The sequence below is a fragment of the Dyella dinghuensis genome (assembly GCF_003977615.1).
In the GTDB taxonomy this organism is placed as follows: domain Bacteria; phylum Pseudomonadota; class Gammaproteobacteria; order Xanthomonadales; family Rhodanobacteraceae; genus Dyella_B; species Dyella_B dinghuensis.
The window spans coordinates 167,485-180,799 of record NZ_RYZR01000008.1; the positions used below are offsets into that span (position 1 = coordinate 167,485).

Here is a 13,315-nt window from a genome sequence, read left to right on the forward strand (position 1 = left end):
TAGCTGGTCAATGACGAGTGAAACAACTTCGCAAACCAACATAATGAGGTAGCCGTATGCTCGTGCTAGTCCTCGGCTTGATTCTTTTTATCGGCATCCATTCGGTGCGCATCGTTGCGGACAGCTGGCGCACGCAATTCATCGCCAAGCACGGGCTGAAGCGTTGGAAGGGCATCCACTCCCTGTTCGCCATTGTCGGTTTCGTATTGATCGTGTGGGGCTTCGGGTTGGCCAGACAGCATCCGGTCGTGCTCTATGTACCGCCGATATGGTTGAGCCGCCTCAATGCATTGTTCATGCTTATCTCGCTGATCTTTTTCGCGGCGGCGCGTGTACCGAACAATCACATCAAGGCGAAGTTCGGCCATCCACAAACCCTCGCCGTGAAGATCTGGGCGTTTGGCCATCTTCTCGCCGTAGGCATGCTGCACGATGTGGTGCTGTTCCTGCCGTTTTTGATCTGGTCGATCGCGCTGTACGCCGTGTCCCGTCGCCGCGACCGGCTAGAGGGCAAGGTGTATCCGCCAGGCACCGTCAAGGGCGATGTGCTGATCGTCGTGATTGGCGTGGTGGTCTGGGCCCTCTTCGCCTATTGGCTCCACAGCCTGCTGATTGGCGTTAAGCCCGTGATGTGAACGGGGTGCCAGCAGTCATCTTCGCCTGCCGGGCTGCCTGGGCTAAAGTTTGGGCAGTTCTCTCCACCGGGTGAAACATATGGTCGGCTTTCTGCTCTGGTTGGTGTTGCTGATCTTCTGCTGGCCGCTGGCCCTGCTGGCGCTGGTGCTCTATCCCATCGTGTGGCTGCTTTTGCTGCCATTCCGCCTGGTCGGCATTACTGTCACGGCAGTTTTCGAATTGCTTGGCGCAGTGCTGATGTTGCCTGCGCGCGTTTTGCGCGGACGGCCGGTCTGATTTTCAGCCGCTGCCTGCGCACGCGTCGCGATGTCTGAAAAACCTTTTTCACCCGCTAGCGAACGCAACCGCGGACCTATCCTGACGGTGTTGCGCGAGTGGTTTGCCGATCGTACGAGGGTGCTGGAGATTGGCAGCGGCACAGGCCAACATGCAGCGTATTTCGCGGCGGCGATGCCGCAGCTTCTATGGCAGTGTTCGGATCGCGCGGAATATTTATCCGGTATACGTTTGTGGCTCGACGAAGCGGCGTTGCCCAACGCGCCGTCACCCTTGCCACTGAATGTCATGGGCAATTGGCCGACTGAGCGCTATGACGCCGTATTCAGCGCCAACACCCTGCACATCATGGCGTGGCATGAAGTCGAGCACATGTTCGCGAAGCTTCCCAGTGTCATGACAGACAATGCCTATGTCGCCATCTACGGCCCGTTCAATATCAATGGCCGCTTCACTAGCGAGAGCAACGCATCGTTCGACCGCGACCTGAAAATGCGCGGTGCACATATGGGTATTCGTGATGCTACCGATGTCGATGCGCTTGCATCGAAAGCAGGTTTCGATCTCGTCGACGACGTGGCCATGCCGGCGAACAATCGACTGCGTTTGTGGAAGCGGCGCCGGATGTAATCTGTCCGGCGCCGTTTCGTCTTTCTTACTGGCCCGATACGACCGGCAAGCTGATGAAGCTTGCATGGTCGGGCGTATGCCAGATGCGCTGCGTGGCTTTCACGTAATCGCTCGGCTTGGCGTCGAAGATGTTGTCGACGAACGTCTGCGGGTTGCGGTCATACAACGGGAACAGCGTCGACTGCACCTGCACCATGATGCGATGGCCCGGCTGGAACACGTGATTCACCGTCGGCAAACCGAAGGTGTAAACCAGCGGCTCGTTTGACGCGATCGCCTGCGGATGTTCGAAACTGGTGCGATAACGGCCGCGGAAGATATCGAGCGAAATCGGCAGCTCGTAACCGCCCATCGACGGAGTCGACGGCACCGTGTCGGGATATACGTCGATGATCTTCACCACCCAGTCGCTATCCGTGCCGCTGGTCGATGCCACCAGATTCACCTGCGGCGCACCGCCCAGATGCATCGGTGCAGTGAGCGGCTCGCTGACGTATGTCACGACATCCGGACGGCCATCGACAAAACGCTGATCGTCGAGCAACCAATGCGTCCACGCTTCATGATCGGTCGCCACGACGGGACGCGGGAGATACGGCACGGGCTTGGCCGGATCGGAAACGTATTCGTCGTACTTCGCATCGCTTGCGCTCGGCGCATCGAACGACAAACGGCCATCCGCCTCGAGGTAGAGCGGCTTCGGCTTGGATGCGCAACCCTTCTCGCACGACAGCGGCCAATGGCTGTAACGATCCCAGTGATTTTCGCCCGTGTTGTAGATGAACACCGGCGGCGTGTTTGCCTTCGGCGCGCCATCTTTCAGGTATTGATTGAAGAAGGGCAGCAACACATCACGACGGAATTGCAATGCGGTGTCGCCGTCCCACTTCATCGGTCCGAGCTCGCTACCGTCGTAGTTCACCTGACTGTGACGCCATGGGCCCATCACCAGATGGTTCAAGGTGTTGGTCTTGTCTTTCGGCTCGATCGCTTCGTAGCTGTGGATCGCGCCCCACATGTCTTCCTGGTCCCACAGGCCCTGCTCCCACATCACGGGCACTTTCAGCGGCTGCTGCGCCATCACTTTGTCGAGCGCCTGGGCCGACCAGAAAAGATCATAGGCCGGATGCTCATGCACCTTGCGCCAGAATGGCAGCGCGTCCAAGCCATTCGCACGCGCGTAATCACCGGCCGATCCGGCACGCAGATAGTTGGTGTAATCGTCCAGATTCTCGCGCGGGATCATGTAGCCCGTGCCTTTCTGCGTCGTCTGGAAGGTGATGTAGTCGAGATTGTTCTGGCGGAACGCACCGTAGTGGAACCAGTCATCGCCCATCCAGCCATCCACCATCGGGCTTTCCGGTGCAGCGACCTTCAGCGCCGGGTTCGGATTCACCAGCGCCATCACCACTGTGAAACCTTCGTACGACGAACCGAGCATGCCAACTTTGCCGTTCGATTCGGGAAGGTTCTTCGACAGCCAGTCGATGGTGTCGTAAGCGTCGGTCGACTCGTCGATCTTGGTGCTGTTGAGCGGTCCGCGCAGCGGCAACGTCATCACGTAGTCGCCTTCGGAACCGTATTTGCCGCGGATATCCTGGAACACGCGGATGTAACCGGCTTTCACGAACACTTCGTCACCCTGCGGCAGGATGTCGAGCATGTGCGTGGAAAGCGTACGCTGCGCGCGCATGCTGGCGTTGTACGGCGTACGCGTCAGCAGGATCGGCGCGTTGTGTGCGCCCTTCGGAATCACGATCACCGTGTGCAGCTTCACACCGTCGCGCATCGGGATCATCACGTCGCGCTTGATGTAATCGTAGGAGTCTGTCGGTGCCTTGAAGCCGGCCGGAATATCCGGCGTCATCGGCGCGGTTTGCGCATGGGCGCAGGCAGCGGAAAACGCCACCGCGAGTGCGGTGAGCGAAAGCAGGGAACGAATGGGACGCATGGGAATCTCCGCAACGGCCGCCCAAAGCCCTGGCGGCTGGTGCCATCGATGTCAGGAATGCTGCTCTCCCGGCAGCCTTGTGACTTTACGCGATCCTGTCATAAACCCATGCATGACTTTCCGCCTAGTTCCCCCTTGCATTTGCGGCTCACTGAGGGAGGATGTCGGCGGGTTACTTCGTAGGATTTCGCACCTTGCAAGCCATCGACACCCTGACACCGTGTCCCTGCGGCAATGTCGCTGGCTACGCGCGCTGCTGCGGCCCGTTCCATGATGGTGCTGTCGCGCCGACGGCCGAGATGCTGATGCGTTCGCGCTACAGCGCGTATGTGCTCAAGCGCGAGGACTATTTGCTTGCCACCTGGCATCCCAGCACGCGACCGGCACACCTGAAGCTTGCTGCGCAGCAACCTGCGCCGACATGGCTTGGGCTCGACGTGAAATACCACGAGGAAGACGGCGAGCACGCGACGGTCGAGTTCGTTGCGCGCCTGCGCTATGGCGGCGGCAAAGCCCAGCGCATGCATGAGATCAGTCGGTTCGTGCGCGACGGTGGTTGCTGGTATTACCTGGACGGCCGTTTCCCGGAAAGCTGAAACGTTCGCGTTCGTTAGCGAATGATCAATTCGCTTTCGCCATCGAATCGTGCATTCGGCCCAAAACGCCGTTCGACGATACGGCCTTTGCCTTTGTAATCGATCGCCACGATGGTGCTGGCGCGCGTGCCGTACTGCTCGCCTCGAATGAATGCCGACGAGAGCCAACGCTCGCGCTCAAGACCCACGCCTGTATCCGGCAGCGTTTCATCGGGCGCCTGACGTTCATCAGCCAACGCAGCCAAGAGCGGTGCGAAATCCTCTTCGTGACCAGCATCCATCCAATGCCTCAGCCGCTGCATCAAGGCACGCGTCTTCGGCCACGGCGTGTTGAAGTCGGCGTTGGAAAGACCGTGAATGCCTGGCTCAATTGCTTGCGCACGCGCCTGCGGACGATTGCCGATGTAAAAACCATGCGCGGTATCGAACGTAAGCAGATTGAAGGGACGATAATCGGACGCTGTATCGACCAGTTTTCGCGCATGCACCAGAGCGTCATCTGGACCATTGAGATAGTCCGTCGCCAGCAAGCCACGGGATGCGCCGTGTTGCGGATCGCGCGGATCGCGCACATTGGTCACCACGCAACAGCGTCCCGCGGCCGTTGCACCCAGCCACGTACCGCCTGCCTCCAGATCGCGACCGCCGGTGATGGGCGAGTCGGCCCAATGCGCCAGCGGCGCGCTGGGTCTGGCATGAAACTCGTCGCGGTTGCCCGCGAGCAAAAGCCGCCAGCGCGGGTGGACATGCCAGGCGAAGGCGATCAGACACATGTGCGTCTCCTCAACCCGTCCGCAGCGAAGCGCGACGGCGCGCCGCTTCGGCCCAGCGCGTGGCCACGCGCGGCGATGTCACGCAGACAGCGGCATCCGTCACGGTCGTCACGGCGCGTTCCAACAACTGAATGTCGGCTTCGTGCTGACGAGCCACATGCGGATCCTCGAAAAAGATCGCGCGCTGGCAACGGCGCTCCAGCACAAGATCGGCAATCTGTGCGTCGCCGCCCATCGGGCCGCTCTGGTAGCGATGCACCCAAAGCTTGTCTTCCGGCCAACCGCGGCTCCAAGCCAACTCGTTGAGCTGCTGGCCTGTCGTCCCAGTACCCACGCGACGCGCAAAACGGGAAAGCAGATCGAAGTGATCGGAAGCATACGCCATCATTTGCGGTTTCATGGCGTCATGCGCAATCAAGGCGATCGTCTGCGTTTCCAGCGCGTACAACGCATCGGCGCCGGGATCGGGCGCGAGACCTTTGTGCATGCGCTCCGCTTCGATCCAATCGCGCGCCGACGCCACGGTCGAGATGAACGGCTTATGGTGAATCACGCATTGCCGCTTCAGTGCAACAGCTTCGGGAAACGTGGACGACGGTGTCACCGGGTTCATCAGATAGATCGCACCGTCGAGCACACGTCCCGATTCCGGCAAGCCCACGACTTCGGCCACGAGCTTCATCAAGCCACCCTCGTGGCCATACGGATAGCGCACGAGCCCAGGGTATTCGGCCAACCAGCCTTCACGCACGATCGCATCGTAGGTGCGACCGACCGCGTGCAGATGGATGTCCAGCTCACGGATGCCCTGATGGCAATCCTTCAACCAATGAAACAACGCCGCATCGTTGTGATCGTGATGACGGGTATTGGCAGCCAGACCGATGCGCATGCAGCATTTCCTTGATAAGACGATTTATCCGAAGAACCAGTAACACACGGCGATCGATGCGATAACCCCCGCAAGATCGGCCAGTAGTGCACATCCAACTGTATGTCGTACTCGCTGTATGCCCACCGCGCCGAAATACACCGCGACCACATAAAACGTAGTCTCCGTACTTCCTTGCACCGTGGCCGCGACAAGCGCCGGAAAGCTGTCGACGCCCGAATGATGCATCGTTTCGATCAGCATCGCGCGTGAAGCGCTTCCGGAAAATGGCTTCACCAGCGCCGTGGGCAACGCATCGACAAATCTCGTATCCAGCCCAGCGTGCAGTGCCAGCCAGCGGATGCCGTCCAGTGCGAAATCAAGCGCACCTGAAGCGCGCAGCACACCCACCATGCACAACATCGCCACGAGGTACGGCAACAACTCTTTCGATACCTCGAACCCTTGTTTCGCGCCATCGATAAAACTTTCAAACAAGGGTACGCGCTTGTAAGCACCCGCACACAGGAAAACGATGATGATGCCGAACAGCGCCAGATTACCGAGCAAGGATGACAACGAAGCCAAAGCCACCGCACTAAGCGATGCGAGAAAGGCCAAAAACGCTGCCAATATCAGACCACCACCGCCCAACCAGGCCAACACGACCGGATCCCACAGTCGCAGGCGCTGCATGTACGCCACCGACAAAAGCCCCGTGAGATTGGAAGCAAAGTGCGCAATCAGAATCGGAAGAAAAACCAATGTGGGATCGTGTGCACCGGCTTGCGCGCGGTACATGAACACCATCACCGGCAATAGGGTGAGCGATGATGCATTGAGCACCAGAAAAAGAATTTGCGCATTGCTGGCCGTGTTGTCGGAAGGATTCAGCGTTTGCAGTTCGCGCATCGCACGCAAACCAATCGGCGTGGCCGCGTTATCCAGACCCAGCGCGTTCGCAGCGAAATTGAGCGTGATCAAGCCAATGGCAGGATGACCACGCGGCACTTCCGGCATCAGCCGCGCAAACAGCGGGCCGAGCAGGCGTGCAAGCCCATCGACGAGCCCAGCGCGCTCTGCGATCACGAGGAACCCCAGCCACAGCGTCAACGTGCCGAACAACATCAGCATGAGCTTGACGGAGAGGTCGGCCATCTCGAACAGCGCGCTTACTATCGCTGCAAAAACGGTTTCGTCGCCGCCGATCAGCCAGCGCGCCAACGCGGCGACTGCGGCAACAAGGAATAAGCCGAACCACAGGCGGCTCAGCATGCGCGTTGATTCGGATCGATGCGATAAGGCATACCACCATTCTGAGCGACAACGTCCATCGTCGCCAGACGCTATAAAGAAAACGGCGCGCCGATGGCTCGACGCGCCGTATTTTCCGCATGCATGGAAAGGAAGCTTAGAACTTCACCTTCACGCCTATGTTCCAGAAGCGGCCGACAATACCGGCGTAATCGTAGGTCGGGTTGTAGAGGTTCGCTGCATAGTTCAACGGATCGATCGGTGGCTTGCGGTCGGTAACGTTATCGACCGAAGCCGTCACTGTGATGTGATCGTTGATCTTGTAGCTGCCGACGAGATTGCCGTAGGTGAACGAGGCCATGGTGCAGTTGCTCGCCAGCGGGCCACCATCAGCACCCAGAGCGTCGAAGCACGCCGTGGTACCCGTGACGTCTTCAGCCGACTCGTACTCCTTGCTGGTGAAGTACACGGTGGCAGTCACACTAAGCGGACCGTACTCGATGGTGTTCGCCCAGTTGCCGCGTGTGCGAGGCGTACCGGCACCCGAGGACAGGTTGTACGGACCCTGCGTACCGACGTAGCTCTGGATCTCGCCAGCGACGTCTTCCTTCCACTGGAAGATCTGCGTGCCTTGCATTTCGCTGATGTATTTGATGCCATTGCTGAACTCGAAGTGCGCCTGCAAGTCCAGATCCAGACCCGTCGTCTTCAGCCAGTTGCCGTTGATGTAATCGGCGCCCACGAAAACCGGGCGCGCCGGAGCGGTCGGATGCAACGGATCAGGCGTATCGAACACCATCGTATAGCCCGGCAATACCGTGCCGGTGTTGTAGTAGTTCAACAACGCAACGCCCGGATCAGCCGGTACGATCACATTGCTCTTGCGGATGTTGTAGTAATCCAGCGAGGCATTCAGCCAGCTGGTCGGCTGCACCACCACACCGAAGGTGAAGCTCTGCGATTTCTCCGGCTTCAGGTTCGGGTTACCCGAGTTGCCTTCTTCCAGGGCATACGGCACGGTCACGTAGTTGTCGTAGCCGTGTGCTGCAAGGTACGCCGGCGGCGCGCCCTGAGCTTCCACCGAACCATTGACGAAGCCTGCGCTGTAGCTGCCTGCGCTTTCACCGAACTGCGGAGCGCGGAAGCCCTTCGAGTAGGTGCCACGCAGCGCCAGCCAATCGAACGGTTTCCACTTCAGGCCGGCCTTCGGCGAGAAGTCGTTGCCGATATTCGGGTAATGGTCGAAGCGGCCGGAAACGTCGGCTTCCAGGCTTTCCAGCAGCGGTGCGTCGAATTCGCCGTAGATACCGCTGACGTTGCGGTTACCGGTGATGAACGTCGAGCCCAGACCCTGATAGATACCACCCGGATTGAGCGGCTGTTCCGACTGGTTTTCATGACGGAACTGCACGCCACCGGCGAAGCCGGAGGTGCCGCCCGGCAGGTCGAACAGTTCGCGGTTGACGGTGAAGTCAAACACGTCCATGTCCGAGGTGTCGGTCACGCGGTAGGTCGGTGCCACCAGATTACGCACCGCCTGGCTGTTCGACGACGGATCGACGAAGTTGTACGAACCGTTGGCGATGGCGGTCAACAATCCTTCGTAACTGATCAAACCCGCGTTCGTGTAGTCGAGCGAGTTGTGATTGCCCACCACCGACGCTTCGTAGTTCCACTCGCCCCAGGTGCCCTGCAAATCGAGCACGCCGCGAATATTGTGATTGTCGGTCGAGGTAAAGGTCGGAATATCGCCGAATGCGTAGTTGATCAGCGCGTACTGGCCAGGGTACGGATTCGACGGATTGCCAGGCGGCAGTTCGATCGTGTCGGTGTTGTTCGGCACGCTGCTCTGAATCTGCGACGGCTGACCATTGGCGATCAATTTGCTTTCGTAGTAACTCAACGAGGCATAGGCCTTGGTCGTGTCGTTGAACTTGAACGTATAACGACCATAGAGGCCACCGCGGTTCGTGTACTGCTGGGCATAGCCGAATTTGTTGGCTTGGTCCTGCGCGCAATAGGTACCCGTGTTCGGCCCCGTTCCGGGAACCGTTTCAAGTTGGGTACCGTCCGTGCAAGGACCCAGCGGTTGGAAACCACCTGTCGCCAGACCACCCGGTGTGGTTCCAGCCGGCGCCACCGAGCCAACCGTGGAGCCGTTGGTGTTGTTCGGGTTGCCGTTACGCAGATCAGGGCCGCCGATGCCGGTGAAGTTCGAGCTGTTGAATGGATAGCTGCGATCGCTTAAGGGGATCGCCTGATCCTGCTCCCATTCGGCACTGAAGTAGGCGTTGTAGTGATCTGTATCCAGATCGCCGAGACCGGCCAGCAAGGTCGCCTTCTTGGTGAAGCCGCCGCCGTGCTGCGAATCGCCAACGTCGGCGCTGCCCTCAACGCCCTGGTAGCTCGACTTCAGAATGATGTTGACCACGCCTGCGATCGCGTCGGAGCCGTAGATCGAGGAGGCGCCGTCCTTCAGGACTTCGATGCGCTCAACAGCCGCCAACGGAAGGCTCTGCAAGTCGACGAACGAACGGATACCGTCGTCCACCAGCGGGTAGCTGGCTGCACGTTTGCCATCGATCAGCACCAGCGTGGAATTCACGGTCAGGCCGCGCAGCGCGACGCCCGCCGAACCCACGGCGAAGCCGGCGGTGAATGAGGGAGGAATCGTGCCGCTGTTGTCAGCGGAAACGGCACGTACGACGTCGGAGACAGTGGTGAAGCCCGAACGTGCGATGTCCTGGGCGGTAATCACGGTCACCGGCGAGGGCGTTTCCGTGTCAACGCGCGGCAGCGCAGAACCCGTCACCGTGATGGTCTGCAGCTGTTTGGCGTTGCCGGAAGCTGGAGCAGTTTGCTGAGTCGTCGACTGCTGATCCTGGGGACTGGTAGCCGGGGCAGTCTGGGCGAAGGTGGCTCCGTAGACGGGGGCCAACAACAACCCCGCCAACGAGAGCGCAAGCTTATTACGTTTCATTTGGAACCCCTCCAAGGTGTGACCGCTTTAAGGTGTAACCGCTTGTGAGTTGCCCATTCGATCCGCTGGATAGAGAAACCGGATCCCTCCCGATCCGTATTTGGCATCTAACACATTACCAAGCCATATACAAGCAATTAACATTACGCACGTTGTTGCGGCTAGCGCAAGAGCAGACGATTGCTTGTAATCTATTGTTCTATCAGTCCTTTTTTCCTTACGAAGATGTAAATCGCAAATTTTTATGAAAACGATTTCATAGCAAACGGCGACGCATTTGTTATGCCCTTACTGGGGGAATCGCGCCCGTTTGATGAGTGATTTTTGTAAAGCGATACCGCAAAAAGAACGCGGCGCGTCGATTGCTCGACGCGCCGCGCTTGTACAACAGATAGGTTCTATATCGTCTTTGACGGGTCGCCCGCCGCGATGCTCGCGACGGGCGAACATCGCCGAAGCTTAGAACTTGACCTTCACGCCCAGGTTCCACATACGGCCGACGATACCGGCGTAATCGTAGGTCGGGTTGTAGAGGTTGGCCGCGTAGTTCAGCGGGTCGATCGGCGGCTTGCGATCCGTCACGTTGTCGATGGAGCCCGTCAGCGTGATGTGATCGTTCAACTTGTACGTTGCCACCAGGTTGCCGTAGGTGAACGACGCCATGGTGCAGTTGTTGGCCAGCGGACCACCGTCGGCACCCAGGGTGTCGAAGCAAGCCGTGGTACCCGTGACGTCCTCAGCCGATTCATACTCCTTGCTGGTGAAGTACACGGTGCCCGTCAAGCTGAACGGACCGTACTCGATGGTGTTCGCCCAGTTGCCGCGCGTGCGAGGCGTACCGGCACCCGAAGACAGGTTGTACGGACCCTGCGTACCGACGTAGCTCTGCACCTGGCCCGCGACGTCTTCCTTCCACTGGAAGATCTGCGTGCCCTGCATTTCGCTGATGTACTTGATGCCGTTGCTGAACTCGAAGTGTGCCTGCAAGTCCAGATCCAGGCCCGTCGTCTTCAGCCAGTTGCCGTTGATGTAGTCGGCGCCCACGAAGACCGGACGCGCCGGAGCGGTCGGATGCGACGGATCGGGTGCGTCGAACTGCATCGTGTAGCCCGGCAACACCGTGCCGTTCTCGTAGTAGTTCAACAACGCCACGCCCGGGTCAGCCGGCACGATCACGTTGGTCTTCTTGATGTTGTAGTAGTCCAGCGAGGCATTCAGCCAGCTGGTCGGCTGCACCACCACACCGAAGGTGAAGCTGCTCGACTTCTCCGGCTTCAGGTTCGGGTTACCCGAGTTGCCTTCTTCCAGGGCGTACGGCACGGTCACGTAATTGTCGTAGCCGTGTGCAGCGAGGTACGACGCCGGTGCACCTTGCGCCTGCACCGAGCCGTTGACGAAGCCAGCGCTGTAGCTGCCTGCGCTTTCACCGAACTGCGGAGCGCGGAAGCCCTTCGAGTAGGTGCCACGCACGGCCAGCCAATCGGTGGGCTTCCACTTCAGGCCGACCTTCGGCGAGAAGTCGTTACCAACGGACGGGTAATGGTCGAAGCGGCCGGAAACGTCGGCTTCCAGGCTTTCGAGCAGCGGTGCGTCGAATTCGCCGTAGATACCGCTGACGTTGCGGTTACCGGTGATGAACGTCGAACCCAGACCCTGGTAGATACCGCCCGGATTGAGCGGCTGTTCCGACTGGTTTTCATGACGGAACTGCACGCCACCGGCGAAACCGGAGGTGCCGCCCGGCAGATCGAACAGTTCGCGGTTGACGGTGAAGTCAAACACGTCCATGTCCGAGGTGTCGGTCACGCGGTAGGTCGGCGACACCAGGTTGCGGACAGCCTGGCTGTTCGACGCCGGATTGACGAAGTTGTACGAACCGTTCGCGATCGCGGTCAGCAGACCCTGGTAGCTGAGGAAGCCAGCGTTCGTGTAGTCGAGCGAGTTGTGGTTGCCCACCACCGATGCTTCGTAGTTCCACTCACCCCAGGTGCCCTGCAAATCGAGCACGGCGCGGATGCTGTGGTTGTCGGTGCTCGTCTGCTGCGGAATGTCGCTGAACAGGTAGTTGATCAGCGCGTACTGACCCGGGAACGGGTTGGACGGATTACCGGGCGGCAGTTCGATCGTGTCGGTGTTGTTCGGCACGCTGTTCTGGATCTGTGCCGGCGTACCGTTGGCGATCAGCTTGCTTTCGAAATAATCCAACGACGCATAAGCCTTGGTCGTGTCGCTGAACTTGAACGTGTAGCGGCCGTAGAAACCACCGCGGTTCGTGTACTGCTGAGCATAGCCGTACTGATTGACCGTGTTCTGCGCGCAGTAGGTGCCCGTGTTCGGACCCGTGCCCGGAACCGTCTGAAGCGAGGTACCGCCCGTGCACGGACCCAGCGGCTGGAAGCCGCCCGTGGCCGCACCACCTGCCGTCGCACCAGCCGGTGCCACCGTGCCAACAGAGGAACCGTTGGTGTTCAGCGGATTACCGACGCGAAGATCCGGGCCGCCGATACCGGTCAGGTTATCGCTGTTGAAGGGATAGCTACGGTCCTTGAGCGGGATCGCCTGATCCTGTTCCCATTCCGCGCTGAAGTAAGCGTTGTAGTGATCCGTATCCAGATCACCAATACCGGCCAGCAAGGTCGCCTTCTTGGTGAAGCCGCCGCCGTGCTGCGTATCGCCGATATCGGCGCTGCCTTCCACACCTTGGAAGCTGGACTTCAGAATGATGTTGACCACGCCCGCGATCGCGTCGGAGCCGTAGATCGAGGAGGCACCGTCCTTCAGGACTTCGATGCGCTCAACAGCCGCCAGCGGAAGGCTCTGCAAGTCGACGAACGAACGGATACCGTCGTCCACCAGCGGGTAGCTTGCTACGCGCTTGCCATCGACCAGCACCAGCGTGGAGTTGACGGTCAGGCCGCGCAGCGCGACGCCCGACGAACCCACGGCGAAGCCGGCGGTGAATGAGGGAGGAATCGTACCGCTGTTATCCGCGGAGATGGAGCGCACCACGTCGGAAACAGTGGTGAAACCCGAACGTGCAATGTCCTGGGCAGTGATCACGGTCACCGGGGAGGGTGTTTCCGTGTCAACGCGCGGCAGTGCAGAACCCGTCACGGTGATGGTCTGCAATTGCTTGGCGTTGCCCTGGGTCGGAGCAGCCTGCTGAGTCTGGTCCTGCGAGGTTGCGGGGGCGGTTTGTGCAAAAGTCGCGCCAGCAATAGGAGCCAGCAGCAAACCCGCCAATGAAAGCGCAAGCTTGTTACGTGTCATTTCTAAATACCCTCCAAGGTACAACTGATTGTGATCGCCCAACTAGATATTCGGTACTTGAGTGGGGAGTTGGACGTG

10 protein-coding genes are annotated in these 13,315 nt (G+C 59.5%); 4 read left to right on the top strand and 6 right to left on the bottom strand.

The window, feature by feature from the left end; translation table 11 throughout:
- Nucleotides 1-56 precede the first annotated feature (56 nt).
- The 3 genes from EKH79_RS17835 to EKH79_RS17845 all read left to right on the top strand — a co-directional run bounded on the left by EKH79_RS17835 (nucleotide 57) and on the right by EKH79_RS17845 (nucleotide 1,542).
- The gene (locus EKH79_RS17835; RefSeq protein ID WP_126675203.1) at nucleotides 57-635 is read left to right on the top strand and encodes an NnrU family protein; all 579 of its coding nucleotides are present in this window, start codon (nucleotides 57-59) and stop codon (nucleotides 633-635) included.
- A 79-nt stretch (nucleotides 636-714) separates the two neighbouring features.
- On the top strand, nucleotides 715-912 hold the full coding sequence (locus tag EKH79_RS17840) for a hypothetical protein (protein ID WP_126675204.1): 198 nt from the start codon (nucleotides 715-717) through the stop codon (nucleotides 910-912).
- Between the two features lie 30 nt (nucleotides 913-942).
- Entirely contained in the window at nucleotides 943-1,542 is a 600-nt protein-coding gene (locus EKH79_RS17845; protein ID WP_126675205.1) for a DUF938 domain-containing protein, read from the top strand.
- 25 nt (nucleotides 1,543-1,567) lie between these two features.
- On the opposite strand, the gene EKH79_RS17850 is transcribed toward EKH79_RS17845, so the two are convergent.
- Complete coding sequence (locus EKH79_RS17850) at nucleotides 1,568-3,493, bottom strand: CocE/NonD family hydrolase (RefSeq protein ID WP_126675206.1); 1,926 nt, start codon at nucleotides 3,491-3,493, stop codon at nucleotides 1,568-1,570.
- Between the two features lie 194 nt (nucleotides 3,494-3,687).
- On the opposite strand from EKH79_RS17850, the gene EKH79_RS17855 reads away from it, so the two are divergent.
- Entirely contained in the window at nucleotides 3,688-4,089 is a 402-nt protein-coding gene (locus tag EKH79_RS17855; protein ID WP_126675207.1) for a YchJ family protein, read from the top strand.
- Between the two features lie 14 nt (nucleotides 4,090-4,103).
- On the opposite strand, the gene EKH79_RS17860 is transcribed toward EKH79_RS17855, so the two are convergent.
- The 5 genes from EKH79_RS17860 to EKH79_RS17880 form a co-directional block, all read right to left on the bottom strand.
- The gene (locus EKH79_RS17860; protein ID WP_126675208.1) at nucleotides 4,104-4,862 is read right to left on the bottom strand and encodes an NRDE family protein; all 759 of its coding nucleotides are present in this window, start codon (nucleotides 4,860-4,862) and stop codon (nucleotides 4,104-4,106) included.
- Between the two features lie 10 nt (nucleotides 4,863-4,872).
- On the bottom strand, nucleotides 4,873-5,754 hold the full coding sequence (locus tag EKH79_RS17865; RefSeq protein ID WP_126675209.1) for a methylglyoxal synthase: 882 nt from the start codon (nucleotides 5,752-5,754) through the stop codon (nucleotides 4,873-4,875).
- A 24-nt stretch (nucleotides 5,755-5,778) separates the two neighbouring features.
- Nucleotides 5,779-7,008: a nucleoside recognition domain-containing protein gene (locus EKH79_RS17870; protein WP_126675210.1), complete on the bottom strand. Its 1,230-nt coding sequence runs from the start codon at nucleotides 7,006-7,008 to the stop codon at nucleotides 5,779-5,781.
- Between the two features lie 136 nt (nucleotides 7,009-7,144).
- On the bottom strand, nucleotides 7,145-9,967 hold the full coding sequence (locus tag EKH79_RS17875) for a TonB-dependent receptor (protein ID WP_126675211.1): 2,823 nt from the start codon (nucleotides 9,965-9,967) through the stop codon (nucleotides 7,145-7,147).
- Between the two features lie 459 nt (nucleotides 9,968-10,426).
- Nucleotides 10,427-13,237: a TonB-dependent receptor gene (locus tag EKH79_RS17880; RefSeq protein ID WP_126675212.1), complete on the bottom strand. Its 2,811-nt coding sequence runs from the start codon at nucleotides 13,235-13,237 to the stop codon at nucleotides 10,427-10,429.
- Between the last annotated feature and the right edge of the window lie 78 nt (nucleotides 13,238-13,315).